The sequence below is a fragment of the Kineococcus lubricus genome (assembly GCF_050871965.1).
Lineage (GTDB): Bacteria > Actinomycetota > Actinomycetes > Actinomycetales > Kineococcaceae > Kineococcus.
Window position 1 is genome coordinate 1 of the sequence record NZ_JBJLSK010000018.1, and the last position, 22,187, is coordinate 22,187.

Here is a 22,187-nt window from a genome sequence, read left to right on the forward strand (position 1 = left end):
GATGGTAAGGGTTGCCTCAGTCTCGCAGGTCACGGATCGGTCTCGATTCGGCCGCGCCCCGTCGAGCGCGCGTCACAGCCCGGCTGCGGGGATCAGTAGGGTCGGGGCGGGGGGGGGGCCGCCGGCCCCCCCCCCCCCCCCCCCCCACGCGCAGGACTGCCTGCGGGGGACGGTGTCCGCGCGGTACGCGCAACTGGGCGGCGAGCAGGGCCCGCTGGGCGCGGTGACGGCCTGCGAACGGGCGACGGCGTCCAGGACGGGGTCCTTCGCGACCTTCCGCGGCGGCGCGATCTACCAGAGCCCGGCGACGGGGGCGTGGGACGTGTCCGGTTCGTTCCTCGGCCTGTGGCGCTCGCACCGGGCCGAGAGCGGTTTCCTCGGCTACCCGCGGTCGGGTGAGGTCTGGACGAACGGGGGCGTCGTCCAGCAGGCCTACGACGGCGGTGACCTGTACTGGAGCTACCGGACGGCCGCCGCCGGCCCGCACTCGATCTCGGGGGCGTTCCGGGGGCTGTACGCCGACCAGGGCGGCGTGTACGGCCGCCTCGGGCTGCCGTTGACGCAGGAGGTCGGCGGCGTGGACCGCGGGGTCCACCAGAACCACGAGTTCGGCGTGTCGTACTGGACGGCGGCGACGGGCGCGCACAGCGTCACCGGTTCCTTCCTGGGGCTGTACCGCGCCAACGGCTGGGAACGGGGACGGCTGGGGTACCCGCTGACCCAGGAGCTGGCGATCCGCGACGGCGGGGTGTTCCAGAACTACCAGGGCGGGGTCATGTACTGGACCGCGGCGACGGGCGCGCACGGGCTGACGGGACCGGTGCTGAGCGCCTACGCCTCGGTGCAGTACGAGAACGGGCCGCTGGGTTACCCGACGTCCGACGAGTACCCGGTCGCCGGCGGGACGCGGACCGACTTCCAGCACGGGTACGTGAGCTGGACCCCCCGGGAGGGCTGGTTCGTCGTGCTGGCCGGACCCGAGCGGCCGCTGCCGTGAGGCCACCCGGGCGCGGACCTGGAGGAGCGGGGTGATCCTCCGGGTCTGGCGCACCGAGGTGGACGAGGCCCGCGCCGCCGAGTACGAGCGTTTCGCGCGCGAGGTGTCCCTGCCGATGTTCACCCGGCACGAAGGTCACCTCGGTGTCCTCATGGGGCGGCAGGGGAGCCGGTGCGTCGTCATCACGTGCTGGCGCACCGCGGCGGACGTGGCCGCGCTGGAGGCGTCGGAGGACTACCGGGACGTCGTGGCGCGCATCGTGGCGGCCGGTTTCGCGGAGCCCGGGCAGTCGACGGAGACCTTCGACGCCCACCTCAGCGAGGTCGGCGGGCTCGTGCGGTGAGGGCCGGTCGTGAACTCAGCGGTGACCCGCCGACGGCTCGGGGTCCGCGGCCGTCGCAGTCCCGGCGGCCCGCTCGACCAGCCGGGCGAGCCGTTCCCACGTCGCCCCGGTCGCCTCGCCGGTCAGCGCGTACGACGTCGGCCACAGACCGCCGGCCTCGTCGAGCTCGGCCTGCGGGCTGAACCCGAACGTCGAGTACCTCAGCCCGTCGGCCTCACCGCTGCGGAAGAAGCACACGACCTTCCCGTCCCGGGCGTACCCGGGTTGCCCGTAGTAGAGCTTCGGCGCCAGGTCCGGCGCGGCCGCCGTGACGACCTCGTGCACCCGCCGGGCCAGTGCTCGGTCCCCGTCGGGCATGCCCTCGATCTTGGCGAGGACGTCCGCCGCGTCGGCCGCGGCCTTCTGCGCGGCCTTGTCCGACGCGCGGCCGCGCCTCGCCTGCGTCCGGAGTTCCGCCGCCCGCTCCCGCATCGACGTCTGCTCCTGCTTCGAGAAACCTGACTCCACGGTCACCCTCCCCGGTCGTCTCCCCGTCCCGCGACGGGGCCTCAGGTCGACGGTAGGGCCGGAGAGGGCGCGACGGCTTCTCCGATCCTGACCGGACCTCGCGACGCCCCGGCAACGGGTCACGTCCACCGGACCCGCCCGACGGCGGCGTCGAGACCCGGGCCCTCGTCGTTGGACAGGACGACCAGGTCGGCGTCGCCGCCGCGCGGGTGCGCCAGCAGCGACCGGTACCCCGGGTTGTCGCCCGGCACGAACCACGCCGGACGGTCCAGGACCCGGCCCAGGAAGGTCCCGTACCCGTAGGCGGTGGCCGCGGTGGTCCCCGGCCCGCCGGCCGGGAGCCGCACGTGGGGTTCCCACACCGCGGCCGCCGTGGACGGGTCGAGCAGCCGCCCCGAGCGCAGCGCGCGGGCGTAGCGCAGCAGGTCCTCCGCGGTGGTCCACAGGTCCCCGCTGCCGGGGATCCGCGTCCACCCGGCGTCCACCCGGCGTCCACCCGGACGCGCTGCCCGTCGCGGTGGCCGGCGGCCGCGTCGCCCCACCCCGGCGGGAACTCCCCCGAGGTGGTCGACGTCATCGCGGCGGGCGCGAGGACGAGGTCGGCGACGAGGTCGCGGTACCGCTGCCCGGTCGCGGCCTCCAGGACCTCCGCCGCCGGGGAGAACCCCGGGCCGCTGTACCGCCACGTCGTCCCCGGTGCGGTGGCGAGCCCCGCGCCGAGGGTCAGGGCCCGCAGGTCGCCGGGGGCGGGGGGACGCACCGGCCCTGCGCCCCGCCCGGGCAGGTCGGCCCAGTGACCGGTGCCCGCGGTGTGGGTCAGCAGGTGGTGCAGCGTGACCGCGCCGAAACCGCCCGGCAGGCCCGGCAGCCACCGGGCGATCGGCTCGGCCACGTGCAGCCGGTCCCGCTCCTGCAGGGCGAGGGTGACGACGGACAGGACCTGCTTGCTGATCGAGGCGGCCTGGAACCGCAGGCGCGGACCGCACGGGGTGCTGCCCGGGCCGTCGGCCCAGCCGCCGGAGTCCTCGTGGACGACGCGGCCGCCGTCGGCCAGCACCGCCGTCCCCGACCAGGGCGGGGTGCCGCCGGGGGAGTTCACCGCGTCAGGCACCGGGGCCCCCCGGCGGACGCCGGGACCGGGCGAGGAACCCGGAACCGTGGGCCAGGAGGTGCAGGACCGTGAGGGCGACGGAGGACTGCGCCGGGTCCCGCACCACCCGGAAGACCCGCAGGGCCACGAGCACCGCCACGACGACGAGGACCCGGTAGCGAGGTGCCAGGCCGGACAGGTCCACGCGTCCCGCGCTGTCCACGGCTCTCCCGTCGATCGGTGCCCCGTCGGCGGCAGTTTCGCCGTCGTGCGGTCGTCGCGCTCCCCGGCCGCACCGACTGGCGGGCCCGGGGACCGGGGCCGAGGGTTGGACGGTGCCCACCCCCTCACCCGTCCCCGCGCCCGTCACCCGCGCCGATGTCCTCGTCGTCGGCGCCGGCAACGCGGGGATCTCGCTGGCCGCGAAGCTCCTGCGCGACGGCGCCCGGGACGTCGCGATCGTCGAACCGTCCCCGGTGCACCGCTACCGGCCGCTGCTGAACTACGTCGGGGCGGGCCGGGCCACCCCCGCCGACGTGGAACGCCCCACCGCCTCGGTGATCCCGCCGGGGTGCGGCTGGGTGCAGGACGCCGTGGCCTCGGTCGACGCCGACGCCCGCACCGTGCGCACCCGGCGGGGCCTGGACATCGGGTACAGCACCCTCGTGCTGTGCCCGGGGATGCGCGAGGACTGGGCCGCCACCCCCGGGCTGCAGGACGCCTACGGCGCGGGGTGGGCGGGGTCGACGTACGTGCCCGGTTCCGCGCCGCTGGTGTGGCCGGCCCTGTCGGGGCTGCGGGAGGGGCGCGTCGTCTTCTCCGTCCCGCCGGAACCGGCGCCGTGCGGCCCCACGGCCCTCAAACCGGCCCTGATGGCCTGCGACCACTGGCGCCGCCGCGGGGTCCTGGCCGGCCTCGACGTCACCGTCGTGCTGCCCGAGGACCGGGCGCTGGGGGTGCCCGGCGCCGACGAGCACCTGGAGGCGGCGTTCGCCGACTACGGCGTGACGGTGCTGCGCCGATCCCGGGTGCTGGCGGTGGACCCGGTGCTGCGGTCGCTGGACGTCGCCACCCCCGCCGGGACGCGGCGGCTGGACCCCGTCGCCTACGCGCACGTCGTGCCGCACTACCGCGCCCCGGAGTGGATCACCCGCAGCGGCCTGGGCGACGGCTCACCCGCCGGGCTCGCCGACGTCGACCCGGCCACCCTGCGGTCCCCGCGGCACCCCGACGTGTGGGCCCTCGGGGACGCCGCTTCCATCGCCACCCGGTCCTCCGGCGGTGCGCTGCGCAAGCAGGTGGGGGTGCTGTCCCACAACATTGCCGCCGCCCGCTCGGGCCGCCGGCTGCACCGCTACGACGGGTACACCGTGATGCCGGTGACGACCTCGCGCGACCGGTTGATGCTGGTGCAGTCCGACCGGCGCGGCCCGCGCCCGCTGCCCCTGCCGGACGCGTTCGCGCCGCGCCGCTGGGCGTGGTCGCTCGACCGCCACGTCCTGCCGCGGATCTACTTCCAGCGCCTGCTGCGCGGCAAGGTCTGAGCCCGGCGCGACGGGCCCGGCGGTTTCGAGTGGCGCGCCCGTCGGGAGGGCGATGGACTGGAGCGGAAGCACTCGCCCCCCGTCAGCCGCGGACGAAGGAGAACCATGATCAAGGCACTGCACGAAGCCGGCGTGAAGTCGGAGTGGGCCTACACGGCCGGGTTCGCCAGCATCGGCCTGTCGTTCCTGGCGTGGGGCATCTCCCGCCAGGCCGAGAGCGCGGGCATCGACCGCGCCGACCGGTGGGGCATCTTCGTCGGGCACTGGGCGCCCACGTTCTTCGGCGTCGGCCTGGCCCTCAACACGTACGAGAAGTGACGACCACCACCACCCCTGCAGGAGGAGTTCCCCGTGCCCGACTTCGGTGACATCAGCGAGAAGGCCAGCGACGCCGCGATCGACAAGGCGGGCGACGCCGCCGACGAGAAGACCGGTGGCAAGCACGCCGAGCAGGTCGACAAGGCCCAGGAGGCCGCGGACGGCAAGATCGGCGGCTGACGCCGCGACCCCCAGGAGAACCCCGGCCCGTCGGGCCGGGGTTCTCCTGCGTCCTACGAGTTCGCCGGGGCGGGGGAGAACACCGCGCGCAGGCATCCGTCGGTCTTGTCCTTGAACATCTCGTAACCGCGCACCGCGTCCTCCAGCGGCATCGGGTGGGTCGCGAGGAAACTCGTCTCCAGGTCCCCGGACTCCAGGTGCTGCAACAGCTTCGGGACGTAGCGCTGCCCGTGCTGCTGCGCCGCCCGCACCGTCAGCCCCTTGTTCAGGACGATGCCCGTGGGGAAGCTGTCGGTCAGCCCGTACACCCCCAGCACCGCCACCGTCCCGGCCTTGCGCACCGCCAGGATCGCCTCCCGCAGCGGGGTGGCGCGGTCGGTCTCCAGGCGCAGCGCCTGCTTGGCCTTGTCCACGACCTGCTGCGCCCCCGTCCCGTGGCCCTCCATCCCCACCGCCTCGATCACGGCGTCCGGGCCGCGGCCCCCCGTGGTCTCGCGCAGGAACTCCTGCACGCTGTCGACCTCGGAGTAGTCCAGCGTCTCGGCCCCCACGCGGGTCCGGGCCAGCTCCAGCCGCTCGGGCAGCCGGTCGACGACGATGACCCGCTCGGCGCCCATCAGCCGCGCCGAGGCTGCCGCCATCAACCCCACCGCGCCGGCACCGAACACCGCGACCGTGTCGCCCGGGGTGATGTCGCACAGGTCAGCGCCCGTGTAACCCGTCGGGACGGCGTCGGAGACGAACACCGCCGAGGCGTCGTCGACCCCGTCGGGCACCGGGAAGCAGTTCACGTCGCCGAACGGCACCCGGATGAACTCCGCGTGCGAGCCCGCGTACCCGCCGAACGGCTGCGTGTACCCGTAGATCCCGCCCGTGGGGTACCCCAGCAGCGGCTGCTGCGCCGCGGCGTGCGGGTTCGTCGTGTCGCACAGCGAGAACAGCTCGCGCTCGCAGTACCAGCAGTTCCCGCAGGCGATGAACGAGGGGACGACCACCCGGTCCCCGACGCGGACCCGCGACACCTCCGGCCCGACCTCCACGACGCGGCCGGTGAACTCGTGACCGATGACGTCGCCCGGCAGCGCGCCCGGCAGGTAGCCGCCGATGAAGTGCAGGTCCGAACCGCAGGTGCTCGTCAGCGTGACCTGCACGATGACGTCGCGCGGGTTGACGAGGACCGGGTCGGGCACGGTCTGCACGGCGAGGTCGTTCACGCCGTTCCAGCACAGCGCGCGCATCAGAGCCCCACCCCCGCGCGGCCGCTGGGGTTCGCCGCGAGCGTCGGCACCTCACCGGTCTGCAGCAGCGCCCGCAACCGGTAGACCATCGTGAACGCCAGCGCCCCGTCCAGCAGCCCCGGCGCGGCCGGCACGGCCAGCCGCAGCACCACCTCGCAGCCGTCCCACCGCGGCGCCGGCCACGCCTCCACGACGAGGGGCTCGACCGGGTCCTCCCCGGCCGTGGTGAACACCACCCGGTTCGGTTCGGCGTGCACCTCGGTGGTGCCGCTCCAGCCCGCCACGTCCCACTCCAGGCGACCCGGACCCGTCTCGCGCACGCTGCCGGCGTCCCCGAGCAGGGTGGACAGCACCTGCGGGTCCTGGCAGGCGCGCAGGACGTTCCCGACCGGCCGGGCCACCGTCAGCGTCTGCCGCTGCGCCCCCGGAGGCCCCTCCCGGTGCAGCAGCGCCCGCCCTGCGGACACCGCCGCCTCCACGACCCGCTTCCCCGTCCCGCTGGCGTTCATCGGTCCCCGTCCCCGTGCTCGTCTCGGTGGTCGTCTCGGTGGCTCCACTCTCACCGCGCCCCCCGTCACCTGCACCCCGGGGACGGGCGGTTGACGCGCCGCGTCGGCGGGTAGGGGCCCTTCATGCGCCGCACTCACGCAATGCTCGGCATCGCCGCCGCGACCCTGGCCCTGCTCGCCGGGTGCACCCGCAACGCGAGCAACCAGGACGACGAGCCCAGCGCCGTCCCCTCGGTGAGCGACGTCCCCACCACCGTGACGGCGCCCGCCCAGCCCACCCAGGGGCAGCCCGCGACGGAGACCGAGCCTCCCGCGGTCGTCACCGCCAGCCCGGACGCCGCCCAGACCACCGCGCTGATCACCGCCCTGAACGCGATCTCCCCCGGCCTCGCGGACGACCGGGAACGCGCGGTCCTCGCCGCCACCGCCGTGTGCCGCCAGGTCGTCCAGGGCGACGACGAGACCGCGCTGTCCAGCGACGCGGCGCAGCAGTTCGCCGCCGACGGGGGACCGCAGCTGACCGACGAGCAGAGCCGCGCCGTGGTCGACGCCGTGCAGTCCACCTTCTGCAAGCAGTGAGGCCGGTGGGAGGATCCTCGGGCACGGAACGAGGACTCCCAGGAGGCACAGCGCATGCGGTTCGACGCCGACGTCATCGTCGTGGGGGGCGGGGTCATGGGCTCGGCCGCCGCGTGGCAGGCGACGCGGCGCGGGCTGTCGGTGGTCCTGCTCGAGCGGTTCGAACCCGGTCACACCCACGGCGCCTCCCACGGGGCGGCCCGCAACTTCAACACCGCCTACGCCACCGACGACTACCTCCGCCTCGTGCTGGAGGCCCGGCGGCTGTGGGACGACCTCGCCGAGCAGAGCGGCACCGTCCTGCTGGACCTCGTGGGACTGGTCAACCACGGGCACGTCCCCACCCTGCGGGACACCGCCGAGGCCCTGGACCACCACGGCATCGCCCACCACGTCCTGCCCGCGCGGGCCGCCGCCGAACGCTGGGCCGGGCTGCGCTTCCGCACCGACGTCCTGCACGTCCCGCAGGCCGGGCGGGTCCGCGCCGCCGACGCCCTCCACGCCTTCCGCGCCGCCGCGACGACCGCCGACTTCCGCTACCGCACCCCCGTGCGGGAGATCCGCACCGACGGCGGCACCGCCCTGGCCGTCACCGACACCGGTGAGCTGCGCGCCCCCCGCGGCATCGTGACCGCCGGGGCGTGGACCCGCGCGCTCGTCCCGCCCGACGTCCCGCTGCCCCGGATGGTCGTCACCCAGGAGCAGCCCGCGCACTTCGCCCCCGTCGCCGACGGCCTCGACTGGCCCAGCTTCAACCACACCCCCGACCCCGGCGAACCCGGCGACGACTACTGGTACAGCCCCGTCTACGGGATGCTGACCCCCGGCGAGGGCGTCAAGGCCGGCTGGCACGGCGTCGGCCCCCGCACCGACCCCGACCACCGCACCCACCGGCCCGAACCGGTGCAGCTGGCCGCCCTCCAGCGGTACGTGGCCGAGTGGGTCCCCGGCGTCGACCCCGCCACCGCCGCCCCCATCAGCTGCACCTACACCAGCACCGACGACACCGACTTCGTCCTCGACCGCGCCGGGGCGTGGGCCGTCGGGGCGGGGTTCTCCGGCCACGGGTTCAAGTTCGCCCCCGCGATCGGGCGGACCCTCGTCGACCTCGCCCACGGCGTCGTCGCCCCCTCCCGGTTCCACGCCGCCCGCGCCGCCGCGGGAACCGCGCCCGGGCTCCGGTGAACCGCCGTGGACGGGACCGCAGGGGTCGTCGAGGGGCTCGCGCGGACGCTGCGTGACGCCGGGGGCGGCACCGTCGACCGCCCCCTGCGCGGCGGCGGCACGTTCCCGCTGTCCTACGTCCGCACCGGGCCCCGCACCGGCACCCCCGTCGTCGTCGTCCCCGGTGGCCCCGGCCTGGCCTCGGTGCTGCCGTACTGGTCGCTGCGCTCGGCCGCGACCCGCCGCGGCCTGGACGTCGTCATGGTCGAGCACCGCGGCGTCGGGCTCTCCCGCCGCGACCACCACGGGCACGACCTGACGCCGGCCGACGTCACCGTCGAGGACGCCGCCGACGACCTCGCCGCCGTCCTCGACGCCGTGGGCGCCGACCGGGCGGTCGTCTACGGCAGCTCCTACGGCACCTACGTGGCGCAGACCCTCGGCGTGCGGCACCCGCAGCGGGTGGCGGCCATGGTGCTCGACTCCCCGCTGCTGTCCGTCACCGGTGACCTCGCCGCCGGCCGCGCCCACCGCCGCCGGCTCCTGTGGGACGGCACCGACCCCACCGCGCGCGCCGTCCGCGCCGCCGACGCCCCCGCTGACGAGCTCGCCGCCGTCGTGCAGACCGTGCACGAGTTCGCCGGCCCCGACGTCCTGCGCCGCCTCCTCACCGCCCGCGACCACGGCCGCCTGGGGCGGACGTGGCGGTGGGCCGCGCGCTTCGGCGACCTCGGTGACCGCGTCGTCCGGTTCGTCGACGAACCCGACCTCGTCGCCGGGATCGCCTACGGCCAGCTCGGTTTCGGCTTGCCCCCCGACGGCGGACCCCTGGACCCGCAGCTCGCGCCCGCCGGCGCCGCCGCCCACCGCCCGCCCTACCGCGGCGAACCGTACGACCTGCCCGCCCTGCTGCCCGCGTTCACCTGGCCCACCGTCGTCGTCTCGGGGGAACGGGACCTGCGCACCCCGTCCCCGGTCGCCGAACGGCTCACCGGCCTGCTGCCCCACGGCGTCCTGCTCCGGCTCGACCGCCTCGGGCACAGCGCCCTCGACAGCCACCAGCTCGCCGCCCTGCTCGTCGCCGCCGCCGCGGTCGCCGGGACCGTGGACCGGCTGCCGGCGCTCGCGCCGCGGATCAGCGCCCTGCCGCGCCGGGGCGCGTCCCGGTTCGTCGGGACCGCGATCTCGGCGGCCGTGCGAGTCGGGGGCTGAGCGGGGCCGTGCTCAACTCGCCCCCTTGGAACCACCGGGGGTGGGGGCGTCCAACTCGCCGAGCCGGCCGCCGCACACCGCTGGTGACCCCGCGACCGATCACCACCACCTGAGCTCGATCAGGCGTTCGCCCAGTTCAGGCTGTCCTGCACCCGCCAGTTGAACGCAGCAGAGGCCGGGTGGGTCAGGTAGCGACTGACCGCGATGTCCCAGGCCTCAGCCACCGATTCCGCGTCCTGAACCTGCCGCCGCACGGCCAGGTTCTCGAGGATGGCGCGAACAGGAGTGCCTGCTTCGTCCATCTCGTCGTCTTCCTTCTCGGAGACTCGCCAGATCTGCCCGCGCACGAAGTAGTGGTAGTGGTCGTCATCGTCCTCGCCCGTGCTGTGGACGAGGATCGCCTTGTTGCACGCGGCCTCGACGAGGGTTCGGCACTGGATCTCCAGGTAGTCCTCCAACGTCACGTCAGGCTTGTCGGAGAAGCCCGGTGGCGTGAAGTCCAGGAAGTCGCAACTGGTGTAGTAGAGGATGTCGTTGTTGCCCTTGACCACGGTGGTGCTCACGCCGAAGGAAGGCAGCAGCAGTTCCCTCTGGTTTCGTGGCACACGCATGTTCCCTCGCGCTACCTGCTTCATCGGGGTTTCCGCCTTTCGATCGGTTGCTGGTCCACGGAGGAGTCGGGGTCTTGGGTGGCGGTGGAGCCACCCGGGAACGCTGGGACCCGGTCGACGTCGGGTCGCGACTTTCGCCGTCAGGGACGCGCTCGCCCCCTGGCCTCGAGGACGTGCTCCTCGTGAGCCGGGTGCGCGCGGGCGATGGGCCGCTACCGGTGGCGCTGGTCGAAGGACTCCGCGTCGCTGTCGGCCGCGCCCACCGGTGTCAGTGGCAGGTGGTCACGAACTGTGCACCAGCCAAGCGATGAAGAGCACGAAGCCGACGATGAGGCCCAGGACGAGGAGGCAACCCGTGAGTGCGTCGCCGGTTCCGCCGTGGTTCGGGATCAAGTCCGGGTAGTTCAGGTCAGGCTTGCCGCGGACCGTCGTGTTGCAGACGGGGCACGTCCACTCCCCCGAGACCTCGTAGGTGTTGAGGATGTTGAAGAACGGCGCGGGTGTACCACTGCCGGCGCAGAATCCCTGGTTGTTCACCCGCTGGGGCATCGGCTGGGGGGTGTAGACGTTGCTGGTGGGCACCACGGGAGCAGACTTCACGTAAGGCACAGGCTCCATCGGAGGCAGTGGCGTGTCGTTCTTCAGGTGTTCGACACGGTGTCCCAGACCAGCCTGCTCGATCACGTTCTGGGCGTGGGACAGCGTCCTCGTGTTCGCGGCCTCCCGTTCCAGAGCCGCAGCCAGGATCAGCGTGTCGCACTCAGGGTCGTCGGCTTCCGTGGCCGACAGCAGCCACACCTGCCCACGGATGAAGTAGGCGACGGCGCCGTCGTCGAGCACAGTCATCAGCACGGGGCGTTCATCGGCCTCCGCAGCCGTGCGCTCGACCGCTGCCAGGTACCCGGGGTTGTCGCGGTACGAGGTCACGTCGAACTCCTCACCGTCGTCGGTGACGATGACGTACTTCAGAGGCATACCGTTGAAGTCCGACTGCCCTGGCGCTGCAGGCCGCAGTTCGGCCCGGTACACGAACTCCATGTGGATGTGTCTCGGTGAACCGATGAGCAGGCTGCAGCTGGATCACCCGCTTGGCGTACGGATCAGTTGACTCATCGCCACGTGGATGCGTGGAGCCCGGCGGCAGCGCGGCTAGCGTCACGGACGAGAGACTCGGTCAGCGGCGGCGTGGAGCAGCTGCTGGGCTGGACGTCGAAGGTGGCGGGGCGCGCAGGACCGGGATGAGACGAGGACGAACCCGCAGGAGTCGCGCTCAGCGGGCCTGGCCGCGACGTCCAGGGGCCGGCCTCACTCCCCGGCGGCCAGCACGAACGGGAACACCGCCTCCGCCCCCGCCCGCCGCAGCTGCCGCGCCGCGACCGTCAGCGTCCACCCGCTGCGGGTCCGGTCGTCCACCAGCAGCAGCGTCCGGCCCTTCACCGCGTCGGGGTCGGGCAGCTCGAAGCGCCGGGCCACCTGCGCGAGCCGGTGCGCGGAGTTCACGTCGGTGCGGGTGGGGGAGTCGTCCAGCAGCCGGAACGTCGTCACCAGCGGGAGGCCGGTGTACCGGGCGAGCCCGTCGGCCAGGTGCGCGACGAGCTGCGGGCGCGACGCCGAGCACATCGCCACGACACCGTCGAGGCCGAGGTCGCGGGCCCAGTCGTCCAGGACGGTCGCGGCGGCGTGCCGCAACGGGACCGGCGTCTGCCCGTCCTCGGCCCCCGGGGCGAACAGTTCCCGGACGGCGTTGCCCCAGCCGAGGTCGGTGACCCGGGCCACGGCCCGGCCCGTCCCGGGCTGCTCGGTGGGCGCGATCCGCCCCGACACGGCGACGTCGAGGCCCTTCATGCCCGTCGGCCACACCTTCTTCGGTTCCAGCGGGACGCCCGGGCGGTCCAGGTCCGCCCCGGCCGCCGCCACCGCCGACTCCGGCACGTCGCGGGGCACGTCGTAGCCGCCGCAGTTGTCGCACCGGCCGCACGGCGCCGCGTCGGGGTCGTCCAGCGCCCGGCGCAGGAACTCCAGCCGGCACCCCGTGGTCGCGACGTAGTCGACCATCGCCTGCTGCTCGACCTCGCGGGTCTGCGCGACGCGCGCGTACCGCTCGGTGTCGTAGGCCCAGTCCCGGCCCGTCGCCTGCCAGCCGCCCCGGACCCGGCGGACCGCGCCGTCGACGTCCAGGACCTTCAGCATCATCTCCAGCCGGTTGCGGCGCAGCGTGACCCGCGACTCCAGGGCCTGCGTCGACAACGGCTCGCCCGCGTCGGCCAGCACGCTCAGCGCCAGCCGGACGTCGTCCTCGGCGGGGAACCCGATCGAGGCGAAGTACCGCCAGATGTCCCGGTCCTCCGCCCCCGGCAGCAGGACCACCTCGGCGTTCTCGATGCCGCGGCCCGCGCGCCCGACCTGCTGGTAGTAGGCGATCGGGGAACTCGGCGCGCCCAGGTGCACCACGAAACCCAGGTCCGGCTTGTCGAAACCCATGCCCAGCGCGCTCGTCGCCACCAGCACCTTGACGCGGTCGTTGACCAGGTCGTCCTCGGCCTGCAACCGCTCCGCCGGTTCCGTCTGGCCCGTGTACGGCACCGCCTCCACCCCGTGCGCCCGCAGGTGCTGCGCCACGTCCGCGGCCGCCGACACCGTGAGGACGTAGACGATCCCCGACCCCGGGAGCTTCGGCAGGTTCTCCACCAGCCACGCCAGCCGGTGCGCGTGCGAGGGCACCCGCACCACCGCCAGCCGCAGGGACTCGCGGTCCAGCGAACCGCGCAGCACCAGGACGTCCTCCAGCGTGCGCGTCCCCGTCACCGACAGCTGCTCCGCGACGTCGGCGGTCACCCGGGCGTTCGCCGTCGCCGTCGTCGCCAGCACCGGGATCCCCTCGGGCAGGTCCGCCAGCAACGTCCGGATCCGCCGGTAGTCCGGGCGGAAGTCGTGGCCCCAGTCCGAGACGCAGTGCGCCTCGTCGACCACCAGCAGACCCGTCGTCGCCGCCAGCGGCGGCAGCACCTCGTCGCGGAAACCCGGGTTGTTCAGCCGTTCCGGCGACACCAGCAGCACGTCCACCGCGCCCGCGCGGACCTCGTCGTACACCTGCGCCCAGTCGTCGGCGTTCGTGGAGTTCACCGTCACCGCCCGCACCCCGGCCCGCTCCGCGGCGGCGATCTGGTTGCGCATCAGCGCCAGCAGCGGCGACACGATGACCGTCGGGCCGGCGCCCCGGGCCCGCAGCAGCGCCGTCGCCACGAAGTACACCGCCGACTTGCCCCACCCCGTGCGCTGCACGACCAGCGCGCGACGGCGGTCCGCGACCAGCGCCTCGATCGCCGTCCACTGGTCCTCGCGCAGCGACGCGTCGGGGCTGCCCACCAGACGGCGCAGGACCTCCTCGGCCTCTGCGCGCAGCGCGGTGCGGTCGAGCGTGGCGGACGGCTGGGGCGACATGGCGACGATGCTGCCACCGCGCTCGGACACGGCCCCCGACCGGCCCCGCCCGTCCACAGGGGGCACGCCCCCCGGGGGCTGTGCAGCCCGACCCACCCGTTCGGAGCCCCGGGACACCGGACGCCGGGCGCGAGCCCCCGGCGCTCGTTACGCTCCTGCGACGGGACCGCACTCCGCAGGGACGTCCCCGACGGAGGGGGAACCGGTTGGCGCCACTGCCCGAGCCCGACTTCCAGCGCGTCTTCGACGAGACCCCGGCCCCGCTCCTGCTGCTGACACCCGACTTCGTCATCGTGCGGGCCAACCGGGCGCAGCTGGAGGCGACCGCCACGACGCTGGAGGGCACCGTCGGCCGCGGCCTGTTCGAGGCCTTCCCCGGGAACCCCGACGACCCCGACGCCGACGGGGTGGCGAACCTGCGCCGCTCGCTGACGACGGTCCTCGACACCCGCCGCCCGCACACGATGGCCGTGCAGAGGTACGACATCCCGGTCGCCGGCGGCGGGTACGAGGAGCGGTTCTGGAGCCCGCGCAACGTCCCGGTCCTCGACGAGCACGGCGAGGTCGTGTTGCTGCTGCACCGCGCCGACGACATCACCGACTACGTCCGCACCCGGGCCGAGGCCCAGGTCACGGCCGAGCTGAGCGAGCACCTGCGCGAGCGCGCCGAACGCGTCGAGCACGACCTGTTCGCCCGCACCCGCGAGCTGGAGCAGCTCGTCGCCCACCTGGGGCGGGCCACCGCCCGCGCCGAGCTGCTGGCCGGCGTGACCAGCGAGCTGACCAGCACCCTGGACGGCGAGGAGGCCGTGGGGCGCCTGGCGTCGTTGGTGGTCCCCGTCCTCGCGGACTGGTGCATCGTCAGCCTGGTCACCGACGAGCGGCCGGGGGCGGCGGGCGCCCGCGCCCTGCGCGACGTCGGGAGCTGGCACGCCGACGAGGCGCTGCGCCCGGTCGTGGCCGAGTACGCCGCCACCCGCCTGCAGGTGCTGCGGCCCGGGTCGCTGCTGGACCTGGCCCTGTCCACCGGCCGGCCGCAGGCGCAGCCGGCCCGGGCTCTGGAGTACCTGACGTCGGTGCTGCCGCCCGGCCGGGCCCGCGACCTCGTCACCGAGCTCGCGCCGGAGTCCCTGCTGGCCCTGCCGCTGCGCGCCCGCGGGCGCACCCTCGGGGTGATGATGCTGGCCGGCGGCGCCGTCCGCAGCCCCCTCACCCCCGAGGAGACCGCCACCGCGGCCGACATCGCCGGACGGGCCGGGCTGGCCCTGGACAACGCCCGCCTCTACCGGCAGCAGCGCGAGCTCGCCGAGACCCTGCAGCGGTCGCTGCTCACCGAACCCGTGCAGCGGGACCAGCTCGAGGTCGTGGTCCGCTACACCCCGGCCGCGGAGACCGCCCAGGTCGGCGGGGACTGGTACGACTCCTTCGTCCAGCCCGGCGGCGCGACGATGCTGACCGTCGGTGACGTGCTGGGCCACGACACCGAAGCGGCCGCGGCCATGGCCCAGATCCGGTCGCTGCTGCGCGGGATCGCCGTCGCCGGCGACGCCGGGCCCGCCACCGTCCTGACCGGTGTCGACCGGGCCGTGGTGACCCTCGACGTGGGTACGACCGCGACGGCGGTCGTCGCCCGCCTGGAGCAGACCGAGCAGGAGGCCCGGCGCGGGGTGCGGCGGTTCGCGTGGTCCAACGCCGGGCACCCGCCGCCGGTCCTCCTCACGCCCCGGGGCGAGGTGTCGTCCCTGCAGGCCCGGTCCGCCGAGCTCCTGCTCGGGGTGCTGCCCGACGCGCCCCGCAGCGAGAGCGTCGCCGTGCTGGAAGCGGGCTCGACCGTGCTCCTGCACACCGACGGCCTCGTCGAACGCCGCGGCGAAGCCCTGGACGACGGCTTCGCCCGCCTCGCGCGGTGCCTGGAGGAGGTCGCCGCGCAGGACCTCGCCCTCGACGACCTGTGCGACGCGGTCCTGGACCGGATGCTGCCGCAGCGGCCGGAGGACGACGTGGCGCTGCTGGCCGTGCGGCTGCACCCGCTGGACTGACGCGGGCGCCGGGCGGTGGCCGCGCACCGGGGGTGCTTGACTGCCCCGGTGCGCTACGTCGTGATCGGGGCAGGGGCCATCGGCGGGACCCTCGGCGGCCGCCTCGGCCAGCACGGCCACGAAGTCGTCCTCGTCGCCCGCGGCGCCCACGCCGACCGCCTGCGGGACAAGGGGCTGCGCCTGCTCACCCCCACCGGGCCGGTCGAGCTGCACGCCCCCGTCGCCACCTCGCCCGCCGACGTCGACCTCACCCCCGACGACGTCCTGCTGCTCGCCGTGAAGGTCCAGGACGCGGCGGGGCTGCTGCCCGACTGGGCCGGGGCCCGCGTCGGGGGCTCCACCGCCGGGGCCACCCTGCCGATCGTCTGCGCCCAGAACGGCGTCGAGGGCGAACGGCTCGCCCTGCGCTGGTTCCGCCGCGTCGTCGGCGCCTGCGTCTACCTGCCCGCCAGCCACCTCGAACCCGGCGTCGTCGTCTCCGAGGGCGCCCCCGTCTCCGGCGGGCTCGTGCTGGGCCGCTACCCGCACGGGCGCGACGACGTCGTCGCGCGCGTCGCCGCAGACCTCGCCTCCGCCGGGTTCGCCACCGCCGTCAGCGACGACGTCATGGCCGCCAAGCGCGGCAAGCTGCTCGACAACACCGGCAACGCCCTCGACGCGGTCTGCCGCCCCGGCCCCGGCTGGGACGACCTGCACGCCCGCGCCCGCGCCGAGGGGGAGGCCGCCCTCGCCGCCGCCGGCACCCCCGCGCTGGACCGCCGCCGGGCCCTGCCGCAGCTGCACGAGCTCGGGTTCGGCGCCGCCGCCGTCGCCGGCCTCGAGCGCGGCGGCTCCTCCAGCTGGCAGAGCCTGCACCGCGGCGGCTCCATCGAGACCGACTGGCTCAACGGCGAGGTCGTCCGCCTCGGGCGCACCCACGGCGTCGCGACGCCCGTGAACGAGGCCCTGCAGGTCCTCGCGGCCGTGTCCGTGCGGCGCGGGCTGGGGCCGCGCGCGTTCGACGTCGCCGACGTCACCGCGCTCGCCGACGCCGCGCCGGGTGACCCTCGCGGGTGACCCGCGACGAGCCCGGCGGGACGAGCCTGAGAAGCTGACCGGCATGCGTGTCGACCACGTCGGCTACGCCGCGGGACCGGGAGGTCTGCAGGAGACCGCGCGGTCCCTCGCGGCGCGACTCGGGGTGCGCGTCGTCGACGGCGGCCCGCACCCCCGCTTCGGCACCCGCAACGTCGTCCTGCCGCTGTCCGGGGGCAGCTACGTCGAGGTCGTCGAGGTGCTCGACCACCCCGTCGCCGAGAAGGCCCTGTTCGGCCGCGCCGTGCGCGAGCGCAGCGAGGCCGGCGGCGGCTGGTTCGCGTGGAGCGTCACCGTCGACGACCTCGACGGCTACGGCGAGCGGCTCGGCGAGGACATCGAGGAGGGGGTGCGCCGCCGCCCCGACGGCGTGGAGCTGCGGTGGCGGCAGATCGGCGTCCCGGCGCTGCGCACCGAACCCCAGCTGCCGCTGCTCATCGAGTGGTCCGGCCCGGCGACCCAGCACCCCTCGGCCCTGTCGCTGGCCGGCGGCACCCGGCTGACGGGGCTGACCATCGCCGGCCAGCGCCAGCGGGTCCGGGACTGGCTGGGGCTGCCGCCGGAGTTCAGCTCCGACCACGTCCGCTTCACCTGGCTCGACGTCGTCGGCAGCCCTCGCGCGACGGGGCTGCGCGCGGCCACGTTCGAGACCCCCCGCGGCACCGTCGAGATCTGAGCCCGATGGACTGGCTGCCCGAGTGGGCCCCCTCGCTCACCGTCTCCGCCGTCGTGCTGCTGGTCGTGGACCTCGTGGTGCGCGTCACCGCCATCGCCGTCGTGCCGGTGAACCGCCGCCCCAGCTCCGCGCTGGCGTGGCTGCTGACGATCTTCTTCATCCCCTACGTGGGGGTCGTCGCGTTCCTGCTCATCGGCAGCCCGAAGCTGCCCCGCGCGCGCCGGCGCAAGCAGCGGGAGATCAACGACCTGATCCTGTCCAGCACGAAGGGGATGGACCTGGTCTCCTCCGACCACCCGTGGCCGCCGTGGCTGCGGGGGATCGTGGAGCTGAACCGGACCCTCGGGGCGATGCCGCTGGTCGGCGGGAACTCCGCGGACCTGTGCGGGGAGTACGACGAGGCGATCCGGGCCATGGCCCGCAGCATCGACGGCGCCCGCGAGTACGTGCACGTCGAGTTCTACATCATGACCAAGGACGCGACGAGCGAGCCGTTCTTCACGGCCCTCGAACGGGCGGTGGACCGCGGCGTGAAGGTGCGGCTGCTGCTGGACCACGTGGGGTCGCTGCGCTACCCGGGGTACCGGCGGACCATCCGGTTCCTCGACGACATCGGCGTGGAGTGGCACCCGATGCTGCCGGTGCAGCTGCACAAGCTGAAGTACCAGCGCCCGGACCTGCGCAACCACCGCAAGCTCCTCGTCGTCGACGGCGAGGTCGCGTGGGTGGGTTCCCAGAACGTCCTGGACCGCAGCTACAACAAGCGCGGCAACATCCGCCGCGGTCTGCAGTGGCAGGACCTCATGGTGCGGCTCGAGGGGCCGGTCGTGTCGGGGGTGGAGGCCATGTTCATCACCGACTGGTACTCCGAGACCGACGAGCTGCTCGAGGCCGAACGCCCCGAGGTCTCCGCGGTCGGGTCGCCCGGCCGCCTGGAGTGCCAGGTCGTCCCCAGCGGCCCGGGGTTCGACGGGGAGAACAACCTCAAGCTGTTCAACTCGCTGCTGTACTCCGCCCAGCGGCGCATCTCCATCACCAGCCCCTACTTCGTGCCGGACGAGTCGATGCTGTCGGCCATCACGACGGCCGCCGAACGCGGCGTCGACGTGGAGCTGTTCGTCTCCGAGTACGGCGACCAGTTCTTCGTCCACTACGCCGAGTGCTCCTACTACGAGAACCTGCTGCGCGCGGGGGTGCGGATCTTCCGCTACCCGGCGCCGTACGTGCTGCACGCCAAGCACATGACGGTCGACGAGGAGGTCGCCGTCATCGGCTCCTCCAACATGGACATGCGCTCGTTCCTGCTGGACCTGGAACTGACGCTCATGGTGTGCGGCCGCCAGTTCTCCGACGACCTGCGGCGCGTGGAGGACGAGTACCGCGCCAAGTGCACCGAGCTGACCCTGGAGCAGTGGCTGGCCCGGTCGCGCTGGGACGTCATCAAGGAGAACGTGGCGCGGTTGACGTCGGCGTTGCAGTGACGCGGCGGCGCACGCCGAGCGCCGTCAGCTCCAGGTCCGCCAGCGCCCGCACCGCGCGGGCGTCGTCGTCGCGCCACGCCCCCGCGGGGTCGGGGTCGACGGCCAGCAGCGGCCCGGCGTCGCGCCGCTGCAGCGCCCGCAGCGCCAGCACCCGGTCGCCGGCGAGGTCCGCCGCGAGCGCGCGGGCGTCGCGGACCCGCCGGGCCCAGCGCACCCGCTGGGCCGCCCGCACGGCCACCACGAGCAGCACCGGCACCAGCGCCACCAGGACGCCCAGGGTCGTCGCCAGGTCCAGCAGCGCCTCGTGCTGACCGGCCGCGGCCCGCGCCAGCGACGACGCGCTGCCGGCCGAGCGGTCCAGGACGTCGGCCACCTCGTCCCCGACCAGCGGGGTCCCGTCCACGGCGTCCCCGGCGTCGGTCAGCCGCTGCGCGAGGGAGGCCGACCCGTCGGCGAAGCGCCGCGCCGGCTCGGCCGCCGCGGCGACCGTCCCGTGCACGGTGCGGCCGGCGAGGACGGCGGCCGCGACGAGCGCGAGGCACCCGGCGTCGGCGAGGACCTGGCGGGTGCGGCGGGCCGGGACGTCGGCGTAGAACGGCACCCGCCCAGTGTTGGCCGCCCTCAGCCCAGTCGCTCGTCCACCCAGCACCAGCGCCACGCCTCACCCGGCTCCGCGCTGACCATCGCCGGGTGCGCCGTCCCGGCGAAGTGGGCGCGGGAGTGCTTCAGCTCGGAGGAGTCGCAGCAGCCGGTGTGCCCGCAGGCCAGGCAGGTGCGCAGGTGGACCCAGGTGGCGCCCGCGGCGACGCACTCGGCGCACTCGGTGGGGGGCTCCCCCCAGCGGGCGGTGACGTCGTCGCGGGTGCCGGCGGTGCGCAGGTGCGCGCACCCGCCCTCGGCCGCCCCCAGGCGCCGGTCGGCCGCCAGCGGTTCGAGGTCGTCGAGGCGGTCCAGCAGCGCCTCCTCGAAGTCGACGTCGGCCAGCGCCCGCTGCAGCACCTCCGGTTCGGCGGTGCCGCGGTCGCGGGCGGCGACCACGACGTCGCGCTCGGCGGCCAGCATCTCCAGCCGCAGCCGCGTGTAGAGCGCCGAGGGGGTGGCGACGTCGGCCTCGGGGCGGCCGAGGCGTTCCCACGCCGCGTGCGAGCGCGACTTGGCCCGCCCCCGCAGCTGCGCCACGACGTGCCGGGGTTCGTCACCGGTGAGGAGCTCCTCGAGGCGGCGCAGCCCCGCGGCGGTGGCGGCGTCGCCGAGGGCGGCGGCCTGCAGGGCGTCCTGGGCGGGGTCGGGCGCGGGCAGCCCCACGCGGCGGACCACCCACGGCAGGCTCAGGCCCTGGACGAGGAGGGTGCCGACGACGACGGTGAACGCCACCAGCAGCAGCACGTCGCGGCCGGGGACGCCCTCAGGGATCAGCTGTGCGGCGGCGAGGGTGACGACGCCCCGCATCCCGGCCCACGACACCAGCACCGACACCGGCGCCGGCCACGTCTTGCGCCGCCACGGCGGGACGGCGGTGAGGACCCCCGCGACGGCGAAGACGAACGCGAAGCGCGCCGCGATCGTGGCGACGAGAACCCCCGCGCAGACCAGCGCGATCCGCCCGCCCGCGAACCCGCTGTCGGCGGCCCCGCGGACCAGCAGCGGCAGTTGCAGGCCGATGAGCAGGAACACCGCGTTCTCCAGCAGGAACGCGACGGTCCGCCAGTTCAGCGCCTCCGCGACCCGCGACGCGGCGGTCTGCACCTCCGGGGAGACGTGGGCCATGGCCAGGCCGGTGACGACGACGGACAGGACGCCGGAGACGTGCAGCGCCTCGGCGGGCAGGAACGCCAGGTACGGCGCGACGAAGGAGACCGCGGTGTCCAGGACCGGGTCGTGGATCCGGCGGCGCACCACGGCCAGCACCGCCGCGACGGCCCCGCCGATGAGGACGGCCCCCACGACGGCCAGCACGAACTCCCCGCCGATGTGCAGGGGGGACAGCTCGCTGGTGAGGGCCGAGGTCGCCGCGGCGAGGGCGATGAGGGCGGTGGCGTCGTTGAGGAGGCTCTCCTCCTCCAGCAGCGTCGCCACCCGCCGCGGCAGGCCCAGGCGCTGGCCGATGGCGCTGGCCGCGACCGCGTCCGGCGGGGCGACGACGGCGCCCAGCGCCATGCACGCGGCCAGCGCCACCCCCGGCAGCAGCCACGCCGTCGTCCAGCCCACGACCAGCGTCGTGAACACGACGAGCACCACGGACAGCAGCACCGTCGCGGTCTTGTTGCGGGTGAAGTCGACCAGCGAGGTCCGCGCCGTGGTCGCGTACAGCAGCGGCGGCAGCAGCCCGTTGAGGACGAGCTCGGGCCCCAGGCTGAACGAGGGGACGGCGGGGACCAGGGCGACCGCGGCCCCCACGACGACGAGGACGAGCGGCGTCGGCCACCGGAACCGGTCGCAGACCGCCGACACCAGGCACACCCCGACGGTCAGCGCCACCAGCGCGATCGCGACCTCCACGCCGGGAGCTTAGGGGGAGCGCCGGGGCCCGTCCCCGGGCGGGAACGGCTCGGAGCGGGAACGGCTCAGAGGACGGAGAAACCCGGCGCGAGCCCGGGGCGCCCGGTCGCGGCGAGCAGCAGCGGACCGGCCGCACCCGCCGCCACGGCCAGCTCGGTCACCAGGTGCAGCGCCTGCCGCGCCGCGGACGCGGGCACGTCGGGGGCCACGCCCAGCGCCGCGGCCAGGTCGGCGGTGTGGACGACCAGCTCGAACGTGCGGGTCGGCAGGTAGTCCGCGAGCCGCATCCCGCCCGCGAACGTCGTGACGAGCTCGTCCCCGCCGCAGCCCTCGACGAGCGCGAGCACCCGCGCGGCCAGGGCGGCGACGGCGCTCGCGGGGTCGGGGCCCAGGTCCCGGCCGGCGTCGCGTCCGCGCTGGGCGACCCCGGCGGCGGCCGCGGCGGCGCTGACGGCGCGGAAGTACTCCGGCGCGGAGGGGACCTCGACGGTTGCCGCCGGCCGGGCGAGGTACGTCTCGACGGTCAGCAGGGAGCGGCTGGTGTGGCCGACGAGGGCGCGCACGTCCCACTCCCCGAGGCCGGGGGCGTCCCACCGCTCGCCCACGGACGCCGCGGTGCGCGTGAACCACCCGGCGGCGTCGTCGAAGGCGCGGCGGGAGTCGGCCCAGGTGGGGTTCACGCCCC

The 22,187-nt window shown here is 75.1% G+C and carries 22 protein-coding genes and 1 pseudogene; 12 read left to right on the top strand and 11 right to left on the bottom strand.

Annotation, left to right across the window (positions count from 1 at the left end; all coding sequences use genetic code 11):
* Positions 1–172: 172 nt before the first annotated feature.
* Entirely contained in the window at positions 173–997 is an 825-nt protein-coding gene (locus tag ACRYRX_RS14700) for an LGFP repeat-containing protein (RefSeq protein WP_432512908.1), read from the top strand.
* Between the two features lie 31 nt (positions 998–1,028).
* The gene (locus tag ACRYRX_RS14705; protein WP_432512910.1) at positions 1,029–1,340 is read left to right on the top strand and encodes an antibiotic biosynthesis monooxygenase family protein; all 312 of its coding nucleotides are present in this window, start codon (positions 1,029–1,031) and stop codon (positions 1,338–1,340) included.
* Between the two features lie 15 nt (positions 1,341–1,355).
* On the opposite strand, the gene ACRYRX_RS14710 is transcribed toward ACRYRX_RS14705, so the two are convergent.
* The 3 genes and pseudogenes from ACRYRX_RS14710 to ACRYRX_RS14720 form a co-directional block, all read right to left on the bottom strand.
* The gene (locus tag ACRYRX_RS14710) at positions 1,356–1,811 is read right to left on the bottom strand and encodes a DUF1801 domain-containing protein (RefSeq protein ID WP_432513070.1); all 456 of its coding nucleotides are present in this window, start codon (positions 1,809–1,811) and stop codon (positions 1,356–1,358) included.
* A gap of 155 nt (positions 1,812–1,966) precedes the next feature.
* Positions 1,967–2,958 (bottom strand): annotated as a pseudogene (locus tag ACRYRX_RS14715) (serine hydrolase domain-containing protein).
* On the bottom strand, positions 2,951–3,160 hold the full coding sequence (locus ACRYRX_RS14720; RefSeq protein WP_432512911.1) for a hypothetical protein: 210 nt from the start codon (positions 3,158–3,160) through the stop codon (positions 2,951–2,953). The pseudogene ACRYRX_RS14715 and the gene ACRYRX_RS14720 overlap by 8 nt, the downstream one beginning before the upstream one ends.
* A gap of 112 nt (positions 3,161–3,272) precedes the next feature.
* On the opposite strand from ACRYRX_RS14720, the gene ACRYRX_RS14725 reads away from it, so the two are divergent.
* The 3 genes from ACRYRX_RS14725 (at position 3,273) to ACRYRX_RS14735 (ending at position 4,979) form a co-directional block, all read left to right on the top strand.
* A complete protein-coding gene (locus ACRYRX_RS14725) occupies positions 3,273–4,481 on the top strand; it encodes an NAD(P)/FAD-dependent oxidoreductase (RefSeq protein WP_432512913.1) in 1,209 nt (402 codons plus the stop codon).
* 105 nt (positions 4,482–4,586) lie between these two features.
* Entirely contained in the window at positions 4,587–4,799 is a 213-nt protein-coding gene (locus ACRYRX_RS14730) for a hypothetical protein (protein ID WP_432512914.1), read from the top strand.
* A gap of 33 nt (positions 4,800–4,832) precedes the next feature.
* A complete protein-coding gene (locus ACRYRX_RS14735; protein WP_432512916.1) occupies positions 4,833–4,979 on the top strand; it encodes an antitoxin in 147 nt (48 codons plus the stop codon).
* Positions 4,980–5,032: 53 nt separating this feature from the next.
* Here the strand turns inward: ACRYRX_RS14735 and ACRYRX_RS14740 are convergent, their stop codons facing one another.
* Both ACRYRX_RS14740 and ACRYRX_RS14745 read right to left on the bottom strand, forming a co-directional pair.
* Complete coding sequence (locus tag ACRYRX_RS14740; RefSeq protein ID WP_432512918.1) at positions 5,033–6,217, bottom strand: zinc-dependent alcohol dehydrogenase; 1,185 nt, start codon at positions 6,215–6,217, stop codon at positions 5,033–5,035.
* Positions 6,217–6,726 (bottom strand): hypothetical protein, encoded by a 510-nt coding sequence (locus tag ACRYRX_RS14745; RefSeq protein WP_432512920.1) that lies wholly within the window; start codon positions 6,724–6,726, stop codon positions 6,217–6,219. The genes ACRYRX_RS14740 and ACRYRX_RS14745 overlap by 1 nt, the downstream gene beginning before the upstream one ends.
* Positions 6,727–6,849: 123 nt before the next feature.
* Between ACRYRX_RS14745 and ACRYRX_RS14750 the strand changes: the two genes are divergently transcribed.
* From ACRYRX_RS14750 to ACRYRX_RS14760, 3 genes are read left to right on the top strand one after another with little or no spacing between them, the layout of a single operon-like run.
* Positions 6,850–7,305 (top strand): hypothetical protein, encoded by a 456-nt coding sequence (locus tag ACRYRX_RS14750; protein WP_432512922.1) that lies wholly within the window; start codon positions 6,850–6,852, stop codon positions 7,303–7,305.
* 54 nt (positions 7,306–7,359) lie between these two features.
* Positions 7,360–8,490 (top strand): FAD-dependent oxidoreductase, encoded by a 1,131-nt coding sequence (locus ACRYRX_RS14755; protein WP_432512924.1) that lies wholly within the window; start codon positions 7,360–7,362, stop codon positions 8,488–8,490.
* A 6-nt stretch (positions 8,491–8,496) separates the two neighbouring features.
* Positions 8,497–9,681: an alpha/beta fold hydrolase gene (locus ACRYRX_RS14760; RefSeq protein WP_432512926.1), complete on the top strand. Its 1,185-nt coding sequence runs from the start codon at positions 8,497–8,499 to the stop codon at positions 9,679–9,681.
* 119 nt (positions 9,682–9,800) lie between these two features.
* Here ACRYRX_RS14760 and ACRYRX_RS14765 read toward each other — a convergent pair whose 3' ends face one another.
* From ACRYRX_RS14765 to ACRYRX_RS14775, 3 genes are all read right to left on the bottom strand, one after another.
* Positions 9,801–10,244, bottom strand: coding sequence for a hypothetical protein (locus ACRYRX_RS14765; RefSeq protein WP_432512927.1), 444 nt, complete (start codon positions 10,242–10,244; stop codon positions 9,801–9,803).
* A gap of 330 nt (positions 10,245–10,574) precedes the next feature.
* A complete protein-coding gene (locus tag ACRYRX_RS14770) occupies positions 10,575–11,330 on the bottom strand; it encodes a hypothetical protein (protein ID WP_432512929.1) in 756 nt (251 codons plus the stop codon).
* Positions 11,331–11,597: 267 nt separating this feature from the next.
* Positions 11,598–13,733, bottom strand: a complete 2,136-nt coding sequence (locus ACRYRX_RS14775) for a RecQ family ATP-dependent DNA helicase (protein ID WP_432512930.1) — start codon at positions 13,731–13,733, stop codon at positions 11,598–11,600.
* A gap of 206 nt (positions 13,734–13,939) precedes the next feature.
* On the opposite strand from ACRYRX_RS14775, the gene ACRYRX_RS14780 reads away from it, so the two are divergent.
* The 4 genes from ACRYRX_RS14780 to cls are packed head-to-tail and all read left to right on the top strand — an operon-like array spanning position 13,940 to position 19,003.
* Positions 13,940–15,772 (top strand): SpoIIE family protein phosphatase, encoded by a 1,833-nt coding sequence (locus ACRYRX_RS14780; protein WP_432512932.1) that lies wholly within the window; start codon positions 13,940–13,942, stop codon positions 15,770–15,772.
* Positions 15,773–15,820: 48 nt separating this feature from the next.
* The gene (locus ACRYRX_RS14785; RefSeq protein WP_432512933.1) at positions 15,821–16,828 is read left to right on the top strand and encodes a ketopantoate reductase family protein; all 1,008 of its coding nucleotides are present in this window, start codon (positions 15,821–15,823) and stop codon (positions 16,826–16,828) included.
* Positions 16,829–16,871: 43 nt separating this feature from the next.
* The gene (locus ACRYRX_RS14790; protein ID WP_432512935.1) at positions 16,872–17,522 is read left to right on the top strand and encodes a VOC family protein; all 651 of its coding nucleotides are present in this window, start codon (positions 16,872–16,874) and stop codon (positions 17,520–17,522) included.
* A 5-nt stretch (positions 17,523–17,527) separates the two neighbouring features.
* Positions 17,528–19,003, top strand: a complete 1,476-nt coding sequence (gene cls, locus ACRYRX_RS14795; protein ID WP_432512937.1) for a cardiolipin synthase — start codon at positions 17,528–17,530, stop codon at positions 19,001–19,003.
* Here the strand turns inward: cls and ACRYRX_RS14800 are convergent.
* The 3 genes from ACRYRX_RS14800 to ACRYRX_RS14810 all read right to left on the bottom strand — a co-directional run bounded on the left by ACRYRX_RS14800 (position 18,963) and on the right by ACRYRX_RS14810 (position 22,182).
* Positions 18,963–19,604, bottom strand: coding sequence for a hypothetical protein (locus tag ACRYRX_RS14800; RefSeq protein WP_432512938.1), 642 nt, complete (start codon positions 19,602–19,604; stop codon positions 18,963–18,965). The two genes, cls and ACRYRX_RS14800, sit on opposite strands and share 41 nt — an antisense overlap.
* A 20-nt stretch (positions 19,605–19,624) precedes the next feature.
* Positions 19,625–21,502, bottom strand: coding sequence for a cation:proton antiporter domain-containing protein (locus ACRYRX_RS14805; protein ID WP_432512939.1), 1,878 nt, complete (start codon positions 21,500–21,502; stop codon positions 19,625–19,627).
* 65 nt (positions 21,503–21,567) lie between these two features.
* Positions 21,568–22,182 carry a maleylpyruvate isomerase N-terminal domain-containing protein gene (locus tag ACRYRX_RS14810; RefSeq protein WP_432512941.1) on the bottom strand — a complete coding sequence of 205 codons (615 nt, stop codon included), beginning with the start codon at positions 22,180–22,182 and terminating at the stop codon, positions 21,568–21,570.
* Positions 22,183–22,187 lie beyond the last annotated feature (5 nt).